Below are 24,494 nucleotides of genomic sequence, written 5' to 3'. Positions count from 1 at the left end.
GCGTCAGACAGGAATTGCCAGCGACGGGCGGGAAGGCGCGCCAGTGGGGCTCCTTTCCTGTGTTTGAAGTGATCGACAGGTTTGCCCGCGCCATGACGATTTCGCCTGGCGGTGTGGGCCGTAGAGGGGTGCGAGGTGCCTTGCCGGTGCCTTGCTATGGAATTTGTGTAGGTGGCGCCGGGGGCACCTCGCACACGGAGATTTACTCAGGGCCGTTACCGGCCCCGTCTCGAAACCGATGGGAGAAAGCAGTCGAGCTTTGTGCTGCCGTCCCATCGATGGCCACGCCGGGTCGGGTGGTGGTCAACTCCACCAAACCGGACGAGCTCCGTCCTCCCCACGCCCCCGGATAACCAATCCGGGCCTCAGGTGACGCGGGAACTGGAGGATTATGGGGCGGGCCGGATGGGGTGCGGATAAGTTTTATGCCCCAAACACCGTCATCCCGGCGCAGGCCGGGACCCAGCTTGCGATGCAAGTTGTTGCCGGGATTGGCGAAATCGGCCCTGCGAGACTGGGTCCTGACTTTCGTCAGGATGACGGGTGTGTGTGGTAATCGCGGGGATAAATGCCCGGTTTTCGAGCTTGTCATCCCGGCTAAATGTCCGGCGAAGTCCGGACGCAGGACGGGGACCTAACTCGTTGCAATCATATAGGTCCCTGCCTTTCGCCCCGCCTGCGCGGGGCGTCCATCAGGGATGACAAAATCGCTGTGATACTGCGGGGTTTTCCCCCGGCCCGCACCCTAATTCCCGAAGCGATAGCCCAGGCGGATGCCGGCATTGTCGAGCGCCTGGTTGCGGCCGGAGGCGAGGATCTGGCCGTGCGAAATGTGCTCGTAATAAACGCCCACAGACCAGCGGTCATCGAGGTCGTAATCGAGGCCGATGGCGTTGTGGAAGAGGATTTCATTGCCCATCAGCGCGCGCGTGGTCGCCAGGCGAATGCGCGTCGGGTCGCCCGGGGGCGAGTTGGGATCAATATCCTCGACACCGTCATTATAGGACAGGCCGGAGCGGAATTCGAAATTGAGATTCTCGGCGACCTCGAAATCCCAGGCCAAACCCGTGCCACCGAAATTGGTCAGGCCATTCGTGTTGAAGGAGCCGTAGAGATAGGGGCGCGGCGACCAGATCGCGTCGAGAAAATCCGGTGAGGCAAAGAGCAGATCGACGGTGATGTTCGGGCCATCTTCGACATGATCGGCCAGATCATGCGCGGTCACACCGAGGCGGAATTCCATGCCACGATCATCGGCAAGACCGGCTCCGGTGAGCAGGGCAAAAGCGGCGGTGCTCGTCAGGATATGTTTCATGATGTCCCCTCGAGGTCGCACGCGCGACCGGTCTGTTGTCGGTAGCTCACGGGATAAAGCGTGTCTCAACCCGCGTCCAGCGCTTCGCGATAGGCCCAGTCGAGCCAGGGACCGAGTGCGGCCAAATCATCACGCTCGACCGTCGGCCCGCACCAGATGCGGATACCCGGCACCGAGGCGCGATGCATATTGATGTCGAGCGCGGCATTCTCGCGCTCCAGAAGCGATGAGATTTTCTTCGTCAGATCCCATTGGGCGTCCTCACCCGCCGCAATCACGGCCGGGTCGGTATATTTCAAGGTCACCGAAACCGGCGAGCGGTGGTCCGGATTCTCGCACAGATAATCGATCCAGTCGGCCTGGTTGACCCAGGCGTCCAGGGCCGCGAAATTCTCTTCGCGACGCCGGATGAGCTCCGGAAGGCCGCCAATGCGCGAGGCCCATTTCAGGGCGGCGAGATAGTCCTCAACCGCCATCAATGACGGCGTGTTGAGGGTCGAGCCCTCATAGATGCCCATATTGGCCTTGCCCTTGGCGTGCAGCTGCAACAGGCCCGGGATCGGCCAGTCCGGACGCCAGGTGTTGAGGCGCTCAATGGCGCGCGGGCTCATCACCAGCATGCCGTGCTGGGCTTCGCCGCCCATGCATTTCTGCCAGGAGAAGGTCAGCACATCGATCTTCGACCAGTCGATCTCGACCGCGAAGGCGGCGGAGGTCGCATCACACAAGGTCAGCCCCTCACGATCGGCATCAATCCAGTCAAAGCCCGGAATCCAGACCCCGGCGGCCGTACCGTTCAGCGTGAAGATCGCATCGCGCTTGCCATCATACTGATCAATATCCGGCAGCACGCCTGGCTCGGTCTGGAAGACGCGAAGGTCTTGCAGCTTGAGCTCGTCGCGGGCGTCATAGGTCCAGCGATTGCCGAATACATCCCAGGAGAAAACATCGGTGCCGCGCTGGCCCAGGAGCGACCACATCGCCGCTTCCATGGCGCCGGTATCCGAGCCCGGCATGAGGGCGACATGATAGCCCTCGGGCAATTCGAGCAGGGCATGGGTGCGTTCGATGGCTTCCTTGATCCGGGCGACCGGCGCCCCGGCGCGGTGAGTGCGCGACAATGGCGCGTCGGCCAGCGCATCCCAGGACCAGCCCGGATATTTCTTCACCGGCCCGCAGGAAAAGCGCGGGTCGGCGGGACGCAGGACAGGCTTGGGATTATTGCTGCGGGTCGCGGTGGGCGTATCGGTATCAGCCAAGTCGGTCTCCGGGGAATCGCGGGCGGCGGGACAGGTTATGTTGCAGCGCACGTTGACGCCCTGACCGGCGCGGGGCAAGAGCTTTCGCCATGAGTTCCACCTCCCTGATCCCGCCGCAGCGCGACCGGTTCGAGCTGCCGCGCGAGACCTGCTATCTCAACGCCGCCTATATGGGCCCGATGCCGAGCGCCGCGGTGGCGGCCGGACAGGCGAGCTATGCCCGCAAGGGCCAACCCTGGCGCTACTCCGTGCAAGCCGATTTCTTCGACGCGCCGGAACAGCTTCGCCGGCAGGCGGCCCGCCTGTTCGGCGCCAGCCCGGACGATATCGCCCTGGTCCCGGCCGCCTCCTACGGGCTGGCCAGCGCCGCGCGCAATCTGGCGCCCGATGCGAAGAGCGAAATTCTCGTTCTCGATGAGCAGTTTCCGTCCAATGTCTATGTCTGGCGCGAGCTCGCCGCCGAACATGGCGCCCGCCTGCGGACCGTGTCCCGCTCGGACAATCAGAGCTGGACCGAGGCCATGCTGGCGGCCATATCGCCAGCAACGTCGATCGTCGCCTGCCCGCACGTGCATTGGGCTGATGGCGGTGCGCTCGACCTGGCGGCGATCAGCGATGCCGCGCGCCGTCAGGGCGCGGCCCTGGTTCTGGACCTCACCCAATCGCTGGGCGTCATGCCCTTCGACCTCGTCGCGATCCAGCCGGATTTCGCGGTCGCGGCGGCCTATAAATGGCTGCTCGGCCCGTATGCGATGGGCTTTCTCTATGTCGCGCCCCACCATCAGGCCGGCGAACCGCTGGAGCAGAACTGGATCGTCCGCGACAAGGCCGAGGATTTCGCCCGCCTGGTCGATTATGCCGACGACCACGCGCCCGGGGCACGCCGCTTCGACATGGGCGAGCGCTCGAATTTCCAGCTCGTCCCGGCGGCGATCGCGGCGCTGGACGCCATGCTGGATTGGGGCGCTGACGATCTCGCCGCGACCCTGGGCGCGAATAACAGCAGACTGGCCGAGCGTCTGCAGCCGCTGGGTCTGACCGAGACGACACCGGACCGGGCCGCCCATTATCTCAGCCTGTCCCTGCCGTCGGGCGCACCGGCCGATCTGGTCGCCCGACTCGCCTCACGCAATATTTATGTCTCCCAGCGCGGCGACCGGATCCGCATCACACCCCATGTCTATAATGATGAGGCAGACTTCCAGTCTTTCGCCACGAGCCTGGAAGATCTGCTTTGACCACACCCCATACGCCCCACCAGGTTGGCCTGAAAGACTGGGCGGCCCTGCTTTTACTGACAGTCCTGTGGGGCTCGGCCTTCGCCTTCATCAAGCATGGCGTCCAGACTCTGCCGCCCGGCGCCCTGATCTTTGTTCGCCTGAGCCTTGCCGCCCTTGTACTGACCATCTGGGCCTATGCCCGCGGACGTCGCCTGCCGCCCCTGTCAGACAGGCGCTGGCTGTGGATGGGCGGGCTGGGCTTTTTCGGCAATGCCCTGCCCTTCTTCCTGGTCAGCTGGTCGCAGCAATTCATTGACAGCGCGCTGGCCGGTATTCTGGTCTCGACCATGCCCTTGGCGACGATCGCACTGGCTCATGTCTTCGTGCCCGGTGAACGCATGACCATGCGCGCCGTGCTGGGACTGATCGTGGGCTTCGCGGGTGTCACCCTCCTGCTCGGGCCCTCGGCGCTAGCCGGACTGGGTGGCGCGGACACGCTCGCCCAGCTGGCCATTATCGGGGCCGCGATCTGCTATGCGATCAATGCTATCCAGGCCCGCCTGCTGCCAGAAACCCCGCCCTCCGTCTCCGCCGCCGGCATGCTGATCATGGCCACCATCTTCACCTTGCCGCTGGGGATCTGGGATCTGATGCAGGTGGAGAATGTGGCCGGAAGCGCCTGGGCCGCCGCCGCCTGGCTGGCGATCGGGCCGACCGCCTTCGCCTCGGTCATCCTGATGCAGGTTGCGCGGACCGCCGGCCCGAACTTCCTCGCCATCGCCAACTACCTGACCCCGATTGCCGCCCTCCTCACCGGCTTGCTGATCGGCGAGACGATCGGCTGGACGGTACTGCTTGCGCTGGTCGTCATTCTCGCTGGTGTCTGGTTGGCCCGCAGCGGTCAGCGGATCGACTAGGGCCGCATGACCCAGGCGTGATTGACCGGGCCGTGGCCGGCACCGAAGCCGGGCGCGCGGGCGATGGCCTCATGCAGATAGTCACCGGCCCGCCGCACCGCGTCCGGCAGGGCAGCGCCATCGGCCAACAAACCGGCGATTGCCGATGCGAGCGTGCAGCCCGTGCCATGGGTGTTGCGTCCGGGCAGGCGCGGTCGTTCCATCAGCTCCATCCCGCGTGACGAGACCAGGACATCGGTCACGACATGGCCTTTCAGATGGCCGCCCTTCACCAGCGCGGCACGCGCCCCCATCCCGACGAGCCGATTGGCCGCCTCGAGCTGACCGGCAATATCCTCAATCACCAGGCCGGTGAGCTTTTCCGCTTCCGGAATATTCGGCGTGACCAGATAGGCGAGGCGCAAAAGCCGGTCCCGGATAGCCGCCTCGGTTCCCTCATCGACCAGGGCATCGCCCGAGGTCGCAACCATCACCGGATCAAGCACCAGCGGAATGGGCGGGTCGCAGGCTTCCAGACGCTCGGCAACGAGGGTGACCACATCCGCCGTGCCCAGCATGCCGGTCTTGATAACATCCGCCCCGATATCATTCAGGACGGCGTCGATCTGGCCCTTGAGAATGTCGAGCGGGATCGGGTGAATGGCCGAGACACCGAGCGTATTCTGCACGGTGATCGCGGTGATCGCAGTCGCGGCATACCCGCCCATCGCGGTGATCGCCTTGATGTCCGCCTGGATGCCGGCGCCGCCGCCACTGTCCGAGCCGGCAATGACGAGCACGCGGCCCTTCGGTTCGCTGATATCCATGAGTGATCCGTCCGCTTGGCTGACTTCGTCCGCCTATTGCTCGCGCAAGGCCCGCAGCCGGGCCCGCGCCCGCGCCGCTTCGGCATCGGATATCGCATGCGAGGCCGCCTGGTCATAGAGGTCGCGTGCGGCCTGGTTGTCGCCCTGCTCCACCCGGATCTCGGCCAACGCCACCGTCGCGCGGAAATTTTCCGGCTCGAAGGCCAGCATTCGCTCATAGATCGAAGCGGCAGAGGCGAGATGGCCCTCCGCGCTGAGGCAGGCCGCCTGGGCGTGCAGCAAGTTATCATCCCACGGGCTTTGCTCGACCGCCTCTGCCTCGGCGACGCAAGCACCGGGCGGCGCGACGGCCGAATTGCCACGCGCCGACGCATCCCGCTCTTCGAACAAGGGGGTCGGCGTCTGTGTAGTCGGCTCGCTTGGTGCCGAAGCCGTGGGCGCTCCGGAGTCTGTGCCCATTGGATCGGTCGTCTCATTCAGGGCTGTTTCGCCGAGGGTGGAGCCGGCCGGCATGACCGCGTCACGCTCCGCCACGACCACATCAATCGGCGCGGCCTGGTCGATTTCCATGCTGACCAGGATGCCGCCCTGGCGCAGCTCGGCCCGGGCACCGGTCCAGGCCCGGCTGGCATAGAGATGAATGACGCCGCCCTGCTCGATCGGGTCAACGGACACCGCCGCCACCAGCGTGTCGGAGGCTGGCGATATGGCCCGGCCGCCCACCTCGACGCCGGTCACGGTCAGATTGAGCCCGGTTTCCGTCACTTCCGTCGTCAGGCCGGAGGGTTGTTCGTCGAAGGCGATCCATATTCGACCATGCCCGTCATCAAGGCGGGCACGCAGATCGACGATCTCGGCCGCGACGGGCGCGGTCAGAACAAGGCTGGTCAGAAAGGGAAGAAGAATGGCACGCATGCCGATGGCCTTGCTCTGCTTCGCGTAAAGACCCGGTTAAGCCCACACGCGCCGGGTAAAGCCCGCATTCAGCCCACCTCGGGGTCCAGGGCGGCGACCGGACCGGCATCGCAGGCATCGAACCCGAACGCCCCGATCAGCGTTTGATCCGCCTCGCGCACCGCCTCATAGACATAACACCCCTCGCCGAATGTCGGCAGCTCGCCACGCACGAAGATCGGGTCGCCCTCGCCAAACATGGCGTCAGCGGCATCGAGTGGGCGCACGGAATTGATCGCCGTGCCCTGCTCGCGGGTCGCGCATTCCCAGGTGCGCGTGTCGAGATCGACAATGCGTACGCCGGTTTCGCCACCACTCATCGTGTAGGCGATCGAGACATGCTGGGCCCGGTCCCGAAACTCCGCCAGGCAGAGATCAATCACCGGCAGATAATCGATCAGGTAATTCGACCAACGATCGTGCTCCCCGCCGACTTCGCGCCCGCAACCGCTGGCCGTACGCCGTCCGATCGACATGTCGGCAAAATAGATCAGCGTATCGCCGCTCTGGGTCCGGCACGGCCCGGCCTGGAGTTCGAGATGGATGAGGCGACCTTCGCTGTCCTCACCGTTGAACTGGCGCAAACCGCCATCAAGATAGGGCATGGCAATATCAAGATAAGCCCGCACTTGCCGCCCGTCTGCATAACTCATCTGCAACAGGGCCCGCGCGTCGCCTTCATCATCGACATAGCCTAGCTGACCGGTCCAGTCGCCACCGCGCAGGTCATAGCCCGCGCCGGTGACTGGCGCCCGCCCCGACGGCGCGTAATTGAAGGCCGAACTGGCCAGCCCGCCGCCCGCCGCGCCGCCCGTATGAGTCGTGGTCGAGGCACACGCCGCCAGGCTGGTACCGATCAATGCAAGAAAAAGAACACGCAAAAGCATCTGGTCCAATGCCCCCTGATTTGTCCGGGCCCCGGCCGCGCAACCCGACCCCCTCGTCCACGCTTGCCCTTTTTCAGCCTAACACATGAACACAAGCTGAGTGCGAGAATTCGGGACGACCGGGCCTGACGTGAGCGGATCAGATCCGTTCGGGGAAATGCTCGGCCAGGAAATCGACAAAAAGACGTACGCGATGGGCAAGATACCGATTGGAGGGAAAGACCGCCCACAGGAAGCGCTGTTCCGCCTCCCAATCCGTCAGAACTTCAACGACGCGCCCATCGGCGAGCGCCTCTTCGGCTGCCCAGCGCGGAGAACAGGCTATGCCGACACCGGCAGCTGCGGCGCTGACGGCAGCGACGGCACCATTGAGAGTCAGCCGACCATTGACGCGGACATCCACCTCCTCCTCGCCACGGAGGAATTTGAGCATGTGCGGCGCCGGTTTGTTGCGGTCAATCACCACTTCATGTTTCGCCAGATCCGAAGGGTGTTCAGGCCTGCCCGCGCGAGCGAGATAGTCCGGCGACGCCACGACCGTCATGCAGGCCGCCGCCAGGCGTTTCGCAATCAGGGCACTGTCGGGCAGGTTACCGATCCGCACGCCAACATCGAATCCCTCATTGACCAGGTCGACCATGCGGTCCGCGAAGGAGAGACGCACCTCCACGCCCGGCCAGTCATTCATGAATTCCGTGACGATTGGCAAAAGCCGACGGGCGCCGAAATCGACCGGTGCCGCGACGCGCAGCACACCGGCCGGTGCCGATCGCGCATCCGCAACGCCCTGCTCGAGACCGTCATACTCATCCAGCCAGGGCCGGACGCGATCGAGCAAGGCCTCCCCCGCATCCGTCAACCGAACGGACCGCGTCGTCCGCTCGAACAGACGGGCCTGCAGGCGTTGTTCGAGCGCGGTGATCTGCTTGGACGCCGCGCCCGGCGTCATGGCCTCGCGCTCGGCCGCCTTGGTGAAGCTCTCCAGCTCGGCGACCGAGCAGAAAAGGCGAAGGGCATCAATCCGGTCCATTTATTCCCCAGCAGAAAGAGACGCGCTCGTTGCAGCTTATTTATCTTAAAGCGCGCACCATTCCTATGGGCATTTCAATGAGGTCCCGCGACGCCCTGTTGACCGGGCGGATCAATCTGCCGCGCGCGGGCCAAGTCGTGCCGCCACATCCGGCCAATCCAGCATCTCCGCAACCGCATGAAAGTCCGGCGTGCCGTCGGGGCGGATGTCGCTATCCGCGCCGGCATCGAGGAGGGCAAGCACGGCCTCCCGCTGCCCCTCGAAGGCCGCCCAGTAAAGCGGCGTCGCACCCGCGACATCCTGGACATCAGGATTCGCCCCGGCAGCGGCCAGCGCCGCAATGATATCGACATGGCCGGCGATCGCCGCCACATGGGTCGCGGTCAGCGCCATGCCGTTTTCCCCGGCGACATGATCGGGGTCAGCCCCTGCACGAAGGAGGCGGCCCACCGCCGCTCCATGTCCCTCACGCGCCGCTTCGAAGAGCGCGGTGAAGCCGATCGCGTCAACCGCATCAATCTCGGCCCCGGCCTCTATCAGGACGTCCAATCCAGCCTCGTGACCAACCCGCGCGGCCGTGTGAAGAATTGGCCGCCCGGCCCAATCGGTGACCGCGTTGACCTCCGTCAGTGCGAGCAGGGACAGGAATAGCTCGCGCTCATTGCCGAGCAGGGCGGCCTCCAGGGCCGCATGGGCGGCCGACCTTAGCGGCCCCGGCCTTTGCGGATCCTGCGCTGTCGCGTCAAGCGCGAGGGCAAGCACGTCCTGATGACCGCGGCGGATGGCGATTTCAGCGACCGTACCATGACCGACCTGTTCGCCGCTCGCACCGGCCCGGAACAGCTCGGCCACAACCGCGGCATGGCCATAATAGGCGGCCCAGTTGATCGCCGGATCACCGGCCGAGTCCGGCGTATCGACTTGCGCGCCAGCGGCGATAAGCATTCTTGCAAGAGCCGGGTCCGGATTGGACGCGGCCAGCATCAAGGCGGTCGCCTCCAGCCCCGTCTCCGCTCGCGCGTCGGGGTCGGCGCCGGCCTCCAGTATGGCTGCCAGCGCGCTGGCATCACCGGCCTGCAAGGCGGCCTGCATGTCGGGCGGGATCTCCGCATCAACGGCCGTGGTCGCGAGCAGCCCCGATACCGCAATAACAAGCCCGGTCCGAAAGCGGGATATAAGTGTGCGCATGATGTCCTCCCGTGCCAGCGGCAAGGTTAGACCGCGCACCGGAATGCTGCGCCCAACATCTTTGTGATCAGTCCGCGAGGGCGAGCTTGAAATTGCGCCGCTGGAGGCGCACTGGCAGCCGGAAATCAATGAGATCCGCGGCACCAATGCTGCGCAGCATTTCATCCACAGACTGTCGCGCCTCACCAGCCAGGCCTTCACGATAATCCGTGACGCGCTGGAGCATCCAGAGCGCGTAGGGGATGATGGCGCGGTCGGTGGTCACCGTCGCACCGCCATGCCCCAGTTCAACCTTGTGAAAGCCCAGTATACGCGGGATTTCAGACCCGGGCGCCTGCTCGCTCGACCAGGCCTTGAGGGCCTCGCTGGTGGCTTTCAGGACCGGCCATTGCTGCGCAGCAAAACGCTGCAGCATTTCCATGACGCCAACCGGAATTTCATCCCCCTCAAGGAAGTCGCCGGCCAGGCAATGCTGCGGCGCATGCGTGTATTCCGCCCAGGCGGCAACACGCGGCGCCAGCCGCCGCATCAGCTCGCCCGATTTGGGATCGCGCAGCAAATGCGCATAGAGCGGGCCAAGCAGACCATAGTCGGCAATAGATGGTCGGCCGCCGAAGAGGAAGGGCTGTTCGGCCAGATGCGCGTCAAAGACGCCGAGGAAGTCCTCATAAGCAGCCTCGATCGCGGCAACACTGTCCGGATTGACGCCCAAACCACCGACCGAGCCGGAGAAAAAGCCGACGGCCTTCTCGGCCGCGGCGAATTGTTCCTCCGGTGCGAGATGGGGATGGCTGCTGGCGCCGAATTCCTGCTGCGCGAAATCGCGATTATAGGCCCAGCGGTAATGCATGGCCGGGATCACCAGCCACTCATCGCCGAATAGCTCCAGGATGAGCGAAGCCAGACGCTGCCGCGGCGTGTCAGGATAGATGGACGGGCCGGGTTCACGGGCCTCGACATGATCGATGATCTCGGTCGTGTCCTGCAGCGTCTCACCCAGCTCGCTGTCATCATGATGGATGACAACCGGAATGACCGACCAGCCGACACGCGGCAGGATGTCAGCCTTGTAGACCTCACGCGTCGACAGGCGCTCGGTGAAGGCGACATTCTTCCAGCGCAGATATCCGCGCACCTTGCCGGTATAAAGCGATACCGGCGCTCCGATCAGGGTGTAGGTCAAAGCACTCTCCTCGTTGCGGCCGAGCCTAACGAGGTTTGCGGTGACGAAAAGCGTGAAATTACGGCGCGGTGATCAGCGCCGGGCGCTGTAGATCTCGCGCACCTTGACGACGATGCCCGCTTCGTGACGCGCCACAACGCGGTCGACATTCTCCGCGGCGGTATCAAAGGCCGACCAGGCGGACCAGCCCATGACGCCGGTCATCAGAACCGCCGCCGCCCAGCAAACGAGCGCGATGGACCGTGCATAGCTGGTCCACGTCGTTAGCTGCCAGCGATGTGATCCCGAGAGAAACATGGGTCCAGAAACCTTGTGCGCCGAGGCAATTTAACCTCGCCCCGCATTCTGCCGATGAACAGCGTTAACGCATCTCATATTTGATTAACATCTTGTTCAATAATCGCGCCAAGCGTGTTTTGGCGGAAATCTCAACACCTTACCACATCGGTTGTGGAGGATGACGAACACAATATTCGCGTTTCAGGAGAATTGGGCGAATTTTCGCTGATGATTCCAAGGGGAGTGACCTGACCGCGCCCCGGCGGGCGCGAATGCGCGTGTCGCCCAAACCCCAAACGCACCAACCGCCCGTCCCTGACCTGGCAAGAGGTGAGGAGGCGGGCGGCCGTGTTGCGTCCGGGTCGGGTTTTGACACCTCTCCCTTCAGCGTCCCCTTTCTTTCGATCAGGGCAGCACCGCGGTGAGGCAGCGCTGGCATCTTGGCGGCCTGGTCCCCGGCCTTGCGGTCGGTTCAGTCCCTCCGGTTCGGCGAGCCCTCCGCGCCGGTCCTTGCAGACCCTTGCCTTGGAACCTGACCTGAATTTCGGGCCCCTTGCGGGTCCTTTTCTTCCGGCCTGCTGTCCGGAACCGGTCCTTGCGAACCTGCTCCTTCGAGCCACCTCTCCGGCGATCCCCGGTCCTTTCGGACCACTTCGGTCGCTGTCGATGATTGAAGTAGAGCAGGCCGGACCCGCCTCTGCAACGCACGGAAAATGCGTTTTCGTGGACAAGTCGCCGGACTTGGTGGAAAACCTTCCACTTTCCGTGGAAAAGCTGGTGAAAACTTTCAACAGCCTGATTTCACGCCCTGATTAGCGCAGGTGCGGACAAGAAAAAACCGGCGCGAACAGTGCCGCGCCGGTTTCTTGCAGTCGCCGTGAGGCGTGAGGCGGATTACTCCGCCGCCACTGCCGCCGGAGCGCCGAAGCGGCCGTAGAAGGTCTCGCCCTTCTCGGCCATTTCGACGAGGAGGTCCGGCACCGCGAACTGGTCGCCATAGGCGGTTTCCAGTTCCTTGGCGCGGGCCACGAAGGCCTTGGCGCCGATGGTGTCGATGTAGGACAGCGTGCCGCCGGTATAGGGCGCGAAACCCCAACCGAGGATCGAGCCGACATCAGCCTCACGCGGATCCTGGACGATGTCCTCACCCATGCAACGCGCCGCTTCCAGCGCCTGGGCGTAGAGGATGCGGTCCTTGATCTCGTCGGCGCTGGGCTGCTCGTCGGCATATTGGCCGCCGGGCGCGAACTGCTCCAGCTCCGGCCAGAGACGCTTGGGCTGACCCTTTTCGGCCGGGTAGTCGTAGAAGCCCTTGGCATTCTTGCGACCGAAGCGCTCATATTCCTCGACCATCTTGAACAGGATCGGCTCGGTCTTGGACGGCTTGTGCGCGTCACCCAGATCGGCCTTGGTCTGCTTGATCAGCTTCACGCCGAGATCCAGCGCCACTTCGTCCTGAAGCGACAGCGGGCCAACCGGCATGCCGGCCATCCTGGCGGCATTCTCGATCAGGGCCGGCTTCACGCCCTCGGCAAGGAGGTTCATGCCCTCACCGATATAGCGCATCACGCAGCGATTGGCGTAGAAGCCGCGCGTGTCGGAGACGACGATCGGCGTCTTCTTGATCTTGGTGACGAAGTCGATCGTGCGCGAGAGGGCATAATCGCCCGTCTTCTCACCCATGATGATCTCGACCAGATTCATCTTCTCGACCGGCGAGAAGAAGTGGATGCCGATGAAATTGTCCGGACGGGCCGACGCCTTGGCCAGATCGGTGATCGGGATGGAGGAGGTGTTCGAGCCGAACACCGCCGTGGTGCCGATCTGCTCTTCCGCCATCTTGGTGATCTTGGCCTTGAGTTCGGAATTTTCGAACACCGCCTCGACGACCAGATCGACGTCCTTGATAAGGGTATAATCCGTGGTCGGCGTGATCAGGGCGCCCAGCTTGGCCGCCTTCTCTTCGCTCAGCTTGCCGCGGGCGACGCCCTTGGCGAAGTGGTCGGTGCAATGCGTCTTGCCCTTGTCGGCGCCCTCTTGCGTGGCATCGATGAGAACAATCTCGATCCCGGCCTGGGCCGAGACCGTGGCAATGCCCGCACCCATGAAGCCGGCCCCGATGATGGCGATCTTGTTGATCTCGCCCTTGTCCTGACCGGCCGGACGGCGTCCGCCCTTGTCCAGGTCCTGCTTGGACAGGAAGATCGAGCGGATCATGTTGCGGCTTTCCGGGCGCAGCAGAAGCTTGGTAAAATACCGGCTCTCGATGCGGATCGCCTGATCCATATTGACCTGGCTGCCTTCATAGACGCAGGACAGGATGTAACGCTGGGCCGGGTAATTGCCATAGCTGGTCTTGCGCAGCATGGGCGAGGCGGCGCCAAACATCTGGCCACCGGCGGGATGGTAGGGACCACCGCCCGGGAAGCGGAACTTGTCGCCATCCCAAGGCTGTTTGGCACCCTTGGGGTCTTCCTTGACCAGGCCCTTGGCCTTGGCCACCAGCTCGTCGAGCGGGGCCAGGGCATCAACAATGCCCTGCTGCTGTGCGGTTGCAGCGTCGAGCTGCTTGCCCTGCAAGAGGATCGGCGCGGCATTCATCAGTCCGACCAGGCGCGGCAGACGCTGGGTGCCGCCACCGCCGGGCAAAACGCCGACCATGGCTTCGGGCAGGCCGAGCTTGGCGGAGGGATTGTCCGACGGCATGACCCGGTAATGACAGGCCAGGGCGATCTCGAAGCCGCCGCCCAGGGCGAGGCCGTTGATCGCCGCGGCTATCGGCTTGCCGCAGGTCTCCAGGGCGCGGAAGGTCTTGTTGAGACGGAAGCACTGCTCGAACAGCTTCGTCTTCATGTCCTCTTCCGGCAGCTTGGCCAGTTCGGAGGACGAGCTGCCCAGTTCCGACAGATCGGCCCCGGCGCAAAACGCCTTCTTGCCCGAGGTGATGACCACGCCCTTGATGGCATCGTCAGAAATGATCTTGTCGGTCAGCGCGTCGAAGTCATCCATGACCTCGGCCGAGATGACATTCATCGACTTGCCCGGGCTGTCAAAGGTGACCAGGGCAATGCCGTCTTGATCGATTTCGAGTGTGAAGTTTTTCAAAGACATCAGGATTTCTCCTCTTCGGACGCGTCGCCAGTGTCGGCGGCGTCCTGCTTTTTCTTGAGTTCTTTCGCCTTGGCAGCGCCGAAGGCGAGCGACATGGAGACAGCAAAGGCGACGCCCATCGACAGGCCCAGGGCGAAATTATCCAGCGCCACGCCCATGGAGACACCCAGGGCGATGCCGACCGGCAATCCCAGGGGCAGGCCCAGCTTGAGAATATTGGCTTCGCCTTGCGGCTTGTCGTTCGGGTCGTCGCTCATGGCTAGACCCGCTCGATGATGGTCGCGGTGCCCATGCCGCCGCCGACGCAGAGCGTGGTCAGGGCGGTTTGCTTGCCCGTGCGCTCCAGTTCGTCGAGGACGGTGCCCAGGATCATCGCGCCGGTGGCGCCCAGCGGGTGACCCATGGCGATGGCGCCGCCATTCACATTCATGATGTCGTGGTCGATGTTGTAGGCCTGCATCAGGCGCAGCACGACGGCGGCGAAAGCCTCGTTGAGCTCCCACAAATCGATATCGCCTGCTTCCATGCCGGCCTTTTTCAGGGCCTTGGCGGTGACCGGGACCGGGCCGGTCAGCATGATGGTCGGTTCCGAACCGATCGAGGCCATGGAGCGGATCCGCGCCCGCGGCTTGAGACCGGCACGCTCGCCCGCCTCTTTCGATCCGACCAGGACCATGGCCGAGCCGTCCACGATGCCGGAGGAGTTGCCGCCGGTATGGACCCAGTTGAGATATTCGACTTCCGGATAGCGCTGGGTGGCCACCGCTTCAAAGCCGACAAAGTCGGACATGTCCTTGAAGGCCGATTTCAGCGAGCCGAGGCCCTGCATGTCGGTGCCCGGACGCATGTGCTCGTCATGGTCGAGAATGGTCGTGCCCAGCTGGTCCTTCACGGAAACGACCGACTTGGCGAAGCGGCCCTCTTCCCAGGCCCGCGCCGCACGCTTCTGGCTTTCCACGGCATAGGCGTCGACATCGTCGCGCGAGAAGCCGTATTTGGTGGCGATCAGGTCGGCAGAGACGCCCTGCGGCACGATGTAATGGTCGAAGGAAATTTCCGGATCGACACCCATGGCACCGCCATCGGAGCCCATCGGTACTCGCGACATGGCTTCCACGCCGCCGCCGATTGCGAAATCGGCCTCGCCGGACATCACCTTGGCGGCTGCGACATTGACCGCTTCCAGGCCGGAGGCGCAGAAACGATTGAGCTGATAACCGCCCGTGGTCTCGGCATAGCCGGCATTGATCACGGCCGAGCGCGAAATATTGGCGCCCTGCTCACCAACCGGCGAGACGACCCCCATGATCACGTCATCGACGAGCGCGGTGTCGAGATTATTGCGGTCACGGATCGCGGCGAGCTGCTGGGTGGCCAGCTGCAGCGCGGTGATCTCGTTGAGCGCTCCATTCTTTTTCTTGCCGCGCGGCGTGCGCGTGGCGTCGAAGATATAAGCTTCTGTCATGGTCACTTCCTTTCCCTTGGCGGGGTGGTTCCCTTTATCGACGTAGTCATCTGATGAGGGCGGGGCGCGGGACTAGTCATCCTCTTCCGCCTCGTCCTCGATCATGTGGTAGGCGACGGCATGTTCGCCGCGTTCATTGAGGGCGTGGGCGATGCGCAGACGCTCCTCCAATGGCTTGTTCTGGGAGAGCTTGGCCTTGCCCTCCAGGCGGTCAATCTCGAGCTCGAAGGGCTGGATGGCCATTTCCAGCATGGCCCGGCGTTTCTCTTCCAGCTGGGTGATCCGCCACTCGCTTTCAAAATCGGCGATCTGCGAGGACAGCGCCCGTTCGGCCTCAACGCCCTCAAGCGGCACCAGCGAGCCGAAAGCATGCACGGCGACATAATTCCAGGTCGGCACATTCTCGTGCGGCCGCGAATACCAAGTCGGTGAGATATAGGCATGCGGACCGGTGAAAACGACCATCGCCTCCTTGCCCGCCTTGATCGCGGCGGAGGCCGGATTGGCCATGGCGACATGACCGATCAGGACCAGGCGTTCATCGGCCAGCTTGAAAGGAATATGCGTGGCCGCCAGATCAGGCTCGCCCGGAATCAGGAGCAGACCGAAATCATACGACCGCATCACCGCCCGCATCTCGCTCTCGTCTTCCATTTTGAAATGTGTGGGCGTGTACATCAGGCGCGTTTCCCGGAAACGAAGACGAGGGCGACAAGGAAGGCGGCGCTGGGTGCCAGAAGGGTCAGCACCATCGGCACCAGCGAGACCAGGCGCAATTGCGCGAACTCGCCCGGATTATCCCCGCCGAGCAGGAGATGGGCGGGGATGGAGATCAGGATGGGCGCCGTCGCGATCACCCAATAGCCGATCAGCGCGGCCAGCACGCGCAGGCGCGAGCCGAGCAGAAAGGACACCCCCAGCGCGAACAGGGTCGCGATGGCGGGCGGCAGGGCCAGGCCCAGCCATTGCGGATAGTTCTCGAGCGCGAAACTCGCTCCGAACCAAATGCCGGACCCCAGACGCGCCGAAATCACGGTCCCCGCCCCGCCCGCAAGGGCGGCGACAAGGAGCGAGCGCAGGGAGTTGTCGCGGGGGTCAGTCATGCGCGTGGGCCCTCTCGCAGCGATAATCGGCGGGCGGATAGCCGGAGACACTGTCACCGACCAGGCGCGTGTCGTCCTCGATGATCCAGACCTCGGTTTGGCGGTCGGTCGCATCGCCAGTTTCCGGGTCGCGGCATTCCCAGGTCAGGCGGAAACCGCCGGTATGGGGATCGCGGATGAGATAGGTGAATTCGCATTGATCGCCATTGGCGCGGGTAAAGCCGGTTGAGGCATAGCTCTGACCCGAGGTGCAGGCCTCTTCGCCCCATTCGCCCGCCAGGCAGGCGTCGAACTGGTCTTCCAGCGCGCCCTCGCCGCCATAGCCGATGCAGCCGGGCTGAGCGGTGAGGAGCATGAAGGCGAGAGTGGACAACATCCCTACAGCGTCCTCGCAATCAGCAGCTTCATGATCTCGTTCGTCCCGCCATAAATCCGCTGGACGCGGCTGTCGGTCCACATTTTCGCAATGGGATATTCGCGCATGTATCCATAGCCGCCATGCAGCTGGACGCATTCGTCCATGACCTCGTTCTGGGCTTCGGAGACCCAGTATTTGGCCATTGAGGCGGTGGCGGCGTCGAGTTCGCCTTTCATCAGGCGTTCCGAGCAATGATGGGTGAAGACCTCGGCCAGGGTCGCCTTGGTCTTGCATTCGGCGAGCTTGAACTGGGTATTCTGGAATTTCAGGATCGGACGGCCAAACGCCTCGCGTTCCTTGGTGTAATTGATCGTCTCGTGCAGGGCGCGCTTCATCGCGCCGACACCCTGGACGGCGATCTGCAGGCGTTCCTGGGGCAATTGCTGCATCAGCTGGATGAAGCCCTGCCCTTCTTCCTGGCCGAGCAGCGCGTCAGCGGGAACCCAGACATCCTCGAAGAAGAGCTCGGCCGTGTCCTGGGCTTTCATCCCGACCTTGTCGAGCAGGCGGCCGCGACGGAAGCCCTCGACCTTGTCGGTCTCGACCATCAGCAGGGAGACGCCATCATAACCCTTTTCCGGGTCGGTCTTGGCGACGACGATAATGAAATTGGCCGAACCGCCATTGGTGATGAAGGTCTTCTGGCCATTGATGCGATAGCCATTGCCGTCCTTGATCGCGGTGGTCTTGACGCTTTGCAGGTCGGAGCCCGTGCCCGGTTCGGACATGGCGATGGCGCCGATCAGATCACCGGAAATCATGCGTGGCAGGACGGATTTTTTCTGATCTTCCGAGCCGTAATGGGTGACGTAGGGGGCGATGATGGAATTGTGCAGGCCGACACCCCAGCCGCCGGCGCCGATCTCGGCACCTGCCGTGTGGAAGACGTATTCATGGCCCCAATCACCACCGGCGCCGCCATATTCCTCGGGCACGGACGGGCAGAGAATTCCCGCCTTGCCGGCCTTGGTCCAGATCTCGCGATCGACCATGCCCTGGTCTTCCCAGCGTTCGGCATTGGGCACGCATTCCTTCGCCATGAAGCCGCGCACCGAGTCCTCGAACATCCGCACATCCTCGCGTTCGAGAAAGGCCGGACGGGGTACATTGAGTGGATCCTGAAACATGAAACGTCCTCCCCAGACGTGTCGTCTTGTTGGTCTTGAGACCGGGCCTGACCGCCTGTCGGTCCTCGCCCTTTATCAACCGGAATGGTGTGGCGGGCCGGTCTCTCTTGCCGGACCGGTCCCGCCGATATGTCGTCAGTTGGCGCCTAGAAGGCGTCGGCTTCCAGCGCCATCATCGAGTCGGCACCGGCCTCGACCTTGGCCAGATGCATGGCCGCTTCCGGCACCCAGCGGTCGAGGAAATAGCGGCCCGTGGTGAGCTTGTTGGCATAGATCGGATCACTGTCACCAGCGGCGACCTTGGCCGAAGCGACCTTGGCCATTTTCGCCCACATATAGGTGAGGCAAGTCAGGCCGAAGAGGCTGAGATAGTCATGGCTGCCCGCGCCGGCATGATCGAAATTCTTCAGCGCATTATTCATCAGCCAGTCAGTCGCCTGCTTGAGCTTGCCCTTGGTCTCAGCCACCGCATTCACGAAGGGCTGGGTCTCGTCATTGCCGCCCTCAGCCACAAAGGCATCGAGCTCGGCGAAGAAGCTGGTGATCGGGCGCATGCCATTCATCGCCAGCTTGCGACCGACCAGGTCGAGTGCCTGGATCCCGTTCGTGCCTTCATAGATCAGGGTGATGCGGGCATCGCGCAGGAGCTGGGAGGCGCCCCATTCCTCGGTGAAGCCGGACCCGCCATGGATCTGCAGGCCGGACGAGACCATGTCATAGCCCTTGCCGGTCAGATAACCCTTCACGATCGGGGTCAGCAGCGCCATGTAATCGCCGGCCTTCTCGCGCATGGCCGGATCGGACGCCTTCTCCTCGAGATCACCCTGCAGGGCGGTCCACAGAGCAAAGCAACGGGCCGCTTCGACGAAGGACTTCTGGTCCATCAGCATGCGGCGGACATCGGGGTGGACGATGATCGGATCGGCCGGGCCGTCCTGGTTTTTCGGTCCGGTCAGGGAGCGGCCCTGGAGACGGTCTTTCGCAAATCCGAGCGATTGCTGATAGGCGGCCTCGGCGACGGCATAGCCTTGCAGGCCGACACCCAGCCGCGCCTCATTCATCATGATGAACATGATTTTGAGGCCCTTGTTTTCTTCGCCGACGAGCCAGCCGGTCGCCTCGTCATAGTCCATGACGCAGGTGGCATTGCCGTGAATGCCCATCTTGTGTTCCAGGCCACCGCATTTGAGCGAGTTGCGTTCCCCCGGATCGCCATTCTCGTCGGGAATGTGCTTGGGCACGACGAAGAGGGAAATGCCTTTCACGCCTTCCGGCGCGCCTTCGATCCGCGCGAGAACGAGATGGATGATATTCTCCGCCATGTCGTGTTCGCCGGAGGAGATCCAGATCTTCTGGCCGGTGATCTTGTAGGAACCATCGGCCTGCGGCACGGCCTTGGTGCGCAGGAGACCGAGATCGGTGCCGCAATGCGGCTCGGTCAGATTCATCGTCCCGCCCCACTGGCAGGAGATCATCTTCGGCAGGTAGAGCGCCTTTTGCTCGTCCGAGCCGCCGGTCGCGAGCGCCGCTGCGGCACCCAGGGTCAGGCCCGGATACATGCCAAACGCCATATTGGCCGAGGAGACCATCTCGTTGAAGGCGAGATTGAGGACATGCGGCAGGCCCTGACCGCCATATTCCGGATCGGAAGAGAGGGCCGTCCAGCCCCCTTCCGACATCTGCTTGAAGGCATCCTTCCAGCCGGTCGGCGTCTTGACGTTGCCGTCCGCGTCACGCGTACAGCCTTCCTCATCACCGACCTTGGAGATCGGGGCGAGCACGCCCTCACAGAATTTGGCACCTTCCTCGAGGATGGCGTCGACCGTATCGGCATCGGCATCGGCAAAGCCGGGCAGATCGCCATACTGGCTGATATTGAGCACGTCATGCAGGACAAAACGCTGGTCACGAACCGGGGCACGATACGGGGTGGTCATGATGGGTCTCCGGGGAGCGGGTGTGGATTGTTGTGATTGTGAATGTCAGGTCGGTGCAGCCCTGCCGGTCATCCCGGCGACAGGCCGCTCCAGTCTTCCAGATGGGCATTGGCCAGGGCCTCGAAGGCCCGGGCGCGGCGTCGGACATCATCCGGCGGGGTACGGTCTTCCAGGCGCTCGCGCATCCAGTCGAGGCCGGCGGTGAGTTCGGCCAGGGCGCGCTCGACATCCTCGCGCTGCTGCTGCAGCACGGTAATGCGATGTTCGAACCGCTTGATCGCCGGCTCGAGCCGCTCGCGGCCACCGCGGTCAATCGCCTGCAGATCGAGGATTTCCTTGATCTCGTCGAGGGCAAAACCAACCCGCTTGCCGCGCAGGATCAGCTCGATACGGGCCCGGTCTTCGGCGGAGTAGACCCGGGCCGCGCCACGACGCAGCGGATGGATCATGCCCTTCTGCTCATAGAAGCGAAGCGTGCGCGGCGTGATGTCGAACTCCATGGCGAGTTCGCGAATGGTGAATTCAGTATCGGGGGCGACAGGCTTGATCATGGAGTGAATGGTGTTCACGAAGTTACGCGAACGTCAACGTCAAATATATGACAATGGGGATTTCCCTGTGAGAACCGGCACTGCCGGTTTTGCCCCCTTTCATTGTCACCGCAGGCGCGGCAAAGTCCGGCCCATGTTGCGTTTCCTTGTCCTGCCCGCCCTCGTACTGGCCCTGCCCGGCCTGCCTGCCCATGCCATGAGCCAGGCGGGACAGCCCGACCCCGGCTTTTCGATACTCGCCGAACCGGAGCCGACACCGGACACAATTCCCGCCCCGACACCCGACCGACCAGCACCCGACCTCTCGGACGAGACCTATACGGTGATCGGCCCGCATCTGGACCGCGACTCCTACCTGGCCCTGCGTGGCAATCGGGACGACCAGGTGCTGCGGACACGCTGGCAAATCACACGCACCGCGCTGGACGGCACGGAACTGGGCGAGGAACAGCGCGAGATTGTCATCGGCGACGGTTATGTCACCGAGACTGGCGAGACCGAACGCGTCATCCAGGACTTCGTTACCAGCCGCACGCTGACCCGTGTGCCTGCGCTGGACGGACCGGTCATGCGCAATGAGCCCTTCGTCTCCCATGTCCATCGCCAGATGAATACCTTCGCCTATTATACTGAAGGCGGCACGCTGGAAGAGGTTACCGGACCCGGGGGCACCTCCTTTGACCGCTTCTGGATCGAGGCCGCCATGGGCGTGCGCCTGGGCGAGGCCCAGCTCATCTCGACGATGACAGATGAGGCGGTCACCGAAGTGCGCCGCAGCGCCGAAGGCTCCCCCGTCCTGACGCACCGCGATGACGGGCTGGGTGCCGGGCGCGCGGCCGCGCTGTTTCGGGGCTGGCTGCAGCATGCCGTCCCGATCCATCCCGACGCCCTGGCCACCCTCAATGCCGAGACCGGCATTCCCGAGGCGTTCAGCTTCCTGGTCTTTTCGCCATCAAGCCCGGACGGGCGCCGGGAAAGCTGGACCCGTCTGAGCTCGCATGAAGACGAAGCCGCCTTCCCCTGGCCGGAAGGCCTCTCACCGGCCCGGGCCGATAGCTACCAGATTGATGACCCGGCCGTGCGCCGGCTGCTGCAGGCCGGGCTCGAAGCCGCCGCCCGCCCCTCGGCCACGCCGGAGGAAGCCGATTTCCTCGCCGCTGCCGAAGCGGCTCAACGTCGGGCCGATCCGTCCGGGGCCTATCTCGCTCTCTACCAGATATCCCATCACCGCGGCCCCTGCCGCGCCGATTCGACCTCGCCGGTCTGCGGCCGAATGAGCCAGGTCACCGCATCCGGCATCGGCAATGCCGGTTTTGAAGCCCTGATGGGCGGGATCAGTCGCATGCAGAGCGACCGTGCTGCCGCGCTCAACGTGCTGAAAGACCATTTGCATCGCGACGGTCTGGAAGGGGCCGCCGCCAATCTGCTGGCAGCCCAGGCGCTGGCCGCGCTGCGCAGTACGCAGCCGACGGCATTCCCGGAGCTCAACCTTCAGACCCTGTTTGCGAATGCGGCGGTGGCTGACCCCTATGCGCCCCTTGCCTTCTGGCACGCGGGCCGCTTCATCGCCAGCCAGAGCGATGTCGAGACAGCCTGGCTGCTCTTCGATATCGCTCGCGCGCTGCCCGCGTCCCGCAGCCTTCCGCCATCGCGCGAAGCCGTGGCCATGAGCGAGCAGTTACAAACGCTTGCACCAGGCTTCTTCGTAAGCGTGCCGGAGACTCCATCGGACACCGGGGATGATAATCTCGACGCGGATGAGACCGACCCGCCGGAGTGACGGCGCGCGAGTGCGGGCAAAATCCGGGCAAAAACTGAGTCGCGACGCCAACTTATCCACACATTTTACCCACCATTAACCGAGTCAGAGCCTTGTTCAGACTCAGGATTTCGCGGCTTTGCGGCTCGATCTGAGATTTGGTGTGGAAACACTACATATTGGGTCTCCACCCTTGGTTTACACTATATTAACTGCGGAATAGCCTTCCGCAGGTTTGGCTGGGAGTGCGAATCAGATGTCGTCTTTGGGTGGTCCATGGAGCGTGAAGGGGATTGATCCCCGCGCCCGGGCGAGAGCCAAGACGGCTGCGCGCAAGGAGGGCATGACCCTCGGCGAATGGCTCAATCGCGTCATCCTCGAAGACAATGACCCATCCTCCCCGCACTGGGACGACGCCCTGGAAGCCTTTCCCGGCTTTGGCGGGCAACAATCGCTGAGCGAGGACGAGGACAAGCTGCTGCGCGCGATGGTCAATCGCCTGTCCGATCGTCTGGAGAACACCGAACAGATGTCGGCCCGAACACTGGGCGGTATCGACAAGGCGCTGACCCAGCTGGCGGAAAAGATCACCAAGACGGGCGAGCGGACCAGTGGCGAGCTGAGCGCAGCGCGCGACAGCATCAGCCGGGTCCAGAAAGCCCAGGACGAGTTGGGCGATCGCGTCCGCTCGCTGGAATCCGGCACGGGTGGCGGTGCCTCACCGGATACGGTGAAGGCGGTCGAAACCACCATCATGAAGCTGGCCCGGCGCCTCTATGAACACGAGAATGACACGGCCGCCCGCGTGCATGAGGTCGATGCCGACACCAAACGCCTCGCCGAAACCCTGGAAGACCGCCTCGCCCGCCTGGAAAACCGGGCCGAGGACTTTGCCGACCTGACCAAGAAGCGTGAAGACCGCACCGCCGAGACACTGAACGGCCTGCATACCTCGACCGAAATGCTCAAGGCGCGCGTCGAAGGGTCCGAGCGTGTCACCAATGATGCCGCCCGCCTGCTCGAGACCTCCTTTTCGCGGCTGGATGACCGTTTGCGCCAGCTGGAAACGCGCAACTCCTCCGACACGGTAGAACTTGAACGCCGCTTCGAACGCCTGACCGATGATGTCGCGCGCACCATTGCCGAGACCCGCAACCAGGTCAGCCAGGCGCTCGACAAGGCCGCTGCAGAGCCGCGTGTCGATCGCCTCGAGGACGCGCTGGCCAAGGCGCTCGACCGCATTGACCGCGCCGAGCGCCGCCAGGGCGACAACATGTCCCGTCTGGGTGGTGAGATCACCAAGCTCGCCGGCGCCATCGACCGTCGCCTGACCGAGAGCGAGCGACGCTCCGCCGACGCCCTGCGTGAAAGCCAGTCGGAACAGAAGCTCGATCGCCGCCTCGACGAAGTCCGCCAGGAACAAAAGGACTCCATGAAGCGCATGGGCGAGGAGGTTACCCGCCTCGGCCGCGCGCTCGGTGAGCGGATCGTCAAGTCCGAAGAACGCTCGGCATCCATGGTCGAGACCGCGACCGACCGCATGGCCCAGATGATGGACCGGCTGGAACAATCCGGTCGCGAGGACAATCTGGAAGACCGCCTGCGCCAGTCCGAGGAACGCACCGCCCAGCGCATCGAGGACGCCCTGGCCGGCGTCAAGGATCGCATGAGCGCCGTCCGCGCCGAGACCGAACAGGCCCTGTCCCCCGTCCAGCGCGCCATGTCGGCCCTCGCTGACCGCCTCGAAGCGATCGAATCGCGCGGCAAACCGGTCGAACCCGAGCCGGAAGCATCGGATAGCGCCAGCGACGCCCCCGTCACAAGCGCTGACGACGACATCGACTTTGACACGCCGCTCTCGCCGCCACCCCAGGCCGAAACGCCGTCGGGTGGTTTCGATATTGATGGCGATGACCCTTTCCTGGCGACGGCGGAGCCCGTCGCGCCGACGCCACGCGCCGCCCCCCGGGCCGCGACACCGGTCG

Annotated in this window: 22 protein-coding genes; 4 read left to right on the top strand and 18 right to left on the bottom strand. The window is 63.9% G+C overall.

The features are described from left to right. Nucleotides 1–745: 745 nt before the first annotated feature. Nucleotides 746–1,315: an acyloxyacyl hydrolase gene (locus Q0X62_RS00695; RefSeq protein ID WP_297730534.1), complete on the bottom strand. Its 570-nt coding sequence runs from the start codon at nucleotides 1,313–1,315 to the stop codon at nucleotides 746–748. A 65-nt stretch (nucleotides 1,316–1,380) separates the two neighbouring features. Beyond that, on the bottom strand, nucleotides 1,381–2,574 hold the full coding sequence (locus Q0X62_RS00690; RefSeq protein ID WP_297730532.1) for a phosphoserine transaminase: 1,194 nt from the start codon (nucleotides 2,572–2,574) through the stop codon (nucleotides 1,381–1,383). Between the two features lie 89 nt (nucleotides 2,575–2,663). On the opposite strand from Q0X62_RS00690, the gene Q0X62_RS00685 reads away from it, so the two are divergent. Beyond that, nucleotides 2,664–3,812, top strand: coding sequence for an aminotransferase class V-fold PLP-dependent enzyme (locus tag Q0X62_RS00685; RefSeq protein WP_297730530.1), 1,149 nt, complete (start codon nucleotides 2,664–2,666; stop codon nucleotides 3,810–3,812). Beyond that, entirely contained in the window at nucleotides 3,809–4,711 is a 903-nt protein-coding gene (locus Q0X62_RS00680; RefSeq protein ID WP_297730528.1) for a DMT family transporter, read from the top strand. Before Q0X62_RS00685 ends, Q0X62_RS00680 begins: the two co-directional genes overlap by 4 nt. Here the strand turns inward: Q0X62_RS00680 and thiD are convergent. The 16 genes from thiD to Q0X62_RS00600 form a co-directional block, all read right to left on the bottom strand. Next, nucleotides 4,708–5,517, bottom strand: coding sequence for a bifunctional hydroxymethylpyrimidine kinase/phosphomethylpyrimidine kinase (gene thiD, locus Q0X62_RS00675; RefSeq protein ID WP_297730526.1), 810 nt, complete (start codon nucleotides 5,515–5,517; stop codon nucleotides 4,708–4,710). The two genes, Q0X62_RS00680 and thiD, sit on opposite strands and share 4 nt — an antisense overlap. A 33-nt stretch (nucleotides 5,518–5,550) precedes the next feature. Further along, complete coding sequence (locus Q0X62_RS00670; RefSeq protein WP_297730525.1) at nucleotides 5,551–6,432, bottom strand: tetratricopeptide repeat protein; 882 nt, start codon at nucleotides 6,430–6,432, stop codon at nucleotides 5,551–5,553. A gap of 68 nt (nucleotides 6,433–6,500) precedes the next feature. Then, on the bottom strand, nucleotides 6,501–7,358 hold the full coding sequence (locus tag Q0X62_RS00665; protein ID WP_297730523.1) for a hypothetical protein: 858 nt from the start codon (nucleotides 7,356–7,358) through the stop codon (nucleotides 6,501–6,503). 139 nt (nucleotides 7,359–7,497) lie between these two features. Further along, a complete protein-coding gene (locus Q0X62_RS00660; RefSeq protein ID WP_297730522.1) occupies nucleotides 7,498–8,388 on the bottom strand; it encodes a LysR family transcriptional regulator in 891 nt (296 codons plus the stop codon). A gap of 111 nt (nucleotides 8,389–8,499) precedes the next feature. Continuing rightward, on the bottom strand, nucleotides 8,500–9,576 hold the full coding sequence (locus tag Q0X62_RS00655; RefSeq protein ID WP_297730520.1) for an ankyrin repeat domain-containing protein: 1,077 nt from the start codon (nucleotides 9,574–9,576) through the stop codon (nucleotides 8,500–8,502). A gap of 67 nt (nucleotides 9,577–9,643) precedes the next feature. Next, nucleotides 9,644–10,759, bottom strand: a complete 1,116-nt coding sequence (locus Q0X62_RS00650; protein ID WP_297730518.1) for a glutathione S-transferase family protein — start codon at nucleotides 10,757–10,759, stop codon at nucleotides 9,644–9,646. 72 nt (nucleotides 10,760–10,831) lie between these two features. Beyond that, nucleotides 10,832–11,056, bottom strand: a complete 225-nt coding sequence (locus tag Q0X62_RS00645; protein WP_297730516.1) for a hypothetical protein — start codon at nucleotides 11,054–11,056, stop codon at nucleotides 10,832–10,834. Between the two features lie 876 nt (nucleotides 11,057–11,932). Beyond that, nucleotides 11,933–14,149, bottom strand: a complete 2,217-nt coding sequence (locus Q0X62_RS00640; RefSeq protein ID WP_297730514.1) for a 3-hydroxyacyl-CoA dehydrogenase NAD-binding domain-containing protein — start codon at nucleotides 14,147–14,149, stop codon at nucleotides 11,933–11,935. Next, nucleotides 14,149–14,406, bottom strand: a complete 258-nt coding sequence (locus Q0X62_RS00635; protein ID WP_297730512.1) for a hypothetical protein — start codon at nucleotides 14,404–14,406, stop codon at nucleotides 14,149–14,151. The genes Q0X62_RS00640 and Q0X62_RS00635 overlap by 1 nt, the downstream gene beginning before the upstream one ends. Nucleotides 14,407–14,408: 2 nt before the next feature. After that, nucleotides 14,409–15,614, bottom strand: coding sequence for an acetyl-CoA C-acetyltransferase (locus tag Q0X62_RS00630; RefSeq protein ID WP_297730511.1), 1,206 nt, complete (start codon nucleotides 15,612–15,614; stop codon nucleotides 14,409–14,411). A gap of 72 nt (nucleotides 15,615–15,686) precedes the next feature. Beyond that, nucleotides 15,687–16,292: an FMN-binding negative transcriptional regulator gene (locus Q0X62_RS00625; RefSeq protein WP_297730509.1), complete on the bottom strand. Its 606-nt coding sequence runs from the start codon at nucleotides 16,290–16,292 to the stop codon at nucleotides 15,687–15,689. Further along, a complete protein-coding gene (locus Q0X62_RS00620) occupies nucleotides 16,292–16,717 on the bottom strand; it encodes a hypothetical protein (RefSeq protein ID WP_297730507.1) in 426 nt (141 codons plus the stop codon). The genes Q0X62_RS00625 and Q0X62_RS00620 overlap by 1 nt, the downstream gene beginning before the upstream one ends. Further along, entirely contained in the window at nucleotides 16,710–17,093 is a 384-nt protein-coding gene (locus Q0X62_RS00615) for a hypothetical protein (RefSeq protein WP_297730505.1), read from the bottom strand. The genes Q0X62_RS00620 and Q0X62_RS00615 overlap by 8 nt, the downstream gene beginning before the upstream one ends. A 2-nt stretch (nucleotides 17,094–17,095) precedes the next feature. Beyond that, on the bottom strand, nucleotides 17,096–18,262 hold the full coding sequence (locus Q0X62_RS00610; RefSeq protein ID WP_297730503.1) for an acyl-CoA dehydrogenase family protein: 1,167 nt from the start codon (nucleotides 18,260–18,262) through the stop codon (nucleotides 17,096–17,098). A gap of 146 nt (nucleotides 18,263–18,408) precedes the next feature. Beyond that, entirely contained in the window at nucleotides 18,409–20,199 is a 1,791-nt protein-coding gene (locus tag Q0X62_RS00605) for an acyl-CoA dehydrogenase C-terminal domain-containing protein (RefSeq protein WP_297730501.1), read from the bottom strand. A gap of 68 nt (nucleotides 20,200–20,267) precedes the next feature. Further along, complete coding sequence (locus Q0X62_RS00600; RefSeq protein ID WP_297730499.1) at nucleotides 20,268–20,750, bottom strand: MerR family DNA-binding transcriptional regulator; 483 nt, start codon at nucleotides 20,748–20,750, stop codon at nucleotides 20,268–20,270. 133 nt (nucleotides 20,751–20,883) lie between these two features. On the opposite strand from Q0X62_RS00600, the gene Q0X62_RS00595 reads away from it, so the two are divergent. Continuing rightward, nucleotides 20,884–22,530, top strand: coding sequence for a hypothetical protein (locus Q0X62_RS00595; RefSeq protein ID WP_297730497.1), 1,647 nt, complete (start codon nucleotides 20,884–20,886; stop codon nucleotides 22,528–22,530). A 322-nt stretch (nucleotides 22,531–22,852) separates the two neighbouring features. Next, nucleotides 22,853–24,494, top strand: a 1,642-nt coding sequence (locus Q0X62_RS00590) for a hypothetical protein (RefSeq protein ID WP_297730495.1), incomplete at its 3' end; no start/stop codon positions are given.

It is taken from the genome of uncultured Maricaulis sp., from assembly GCF_947259345.1.
Lineage (GTDB): Bacteria > Pseudomonadota > Alphaproteobacteria > Caulobacterales > Maricaulaceae > Maricaulis.
Note: the sequence above shows the minus strand (reverse complement) of the source record. Positions and strands in the feature narration are given on the sequence as shown.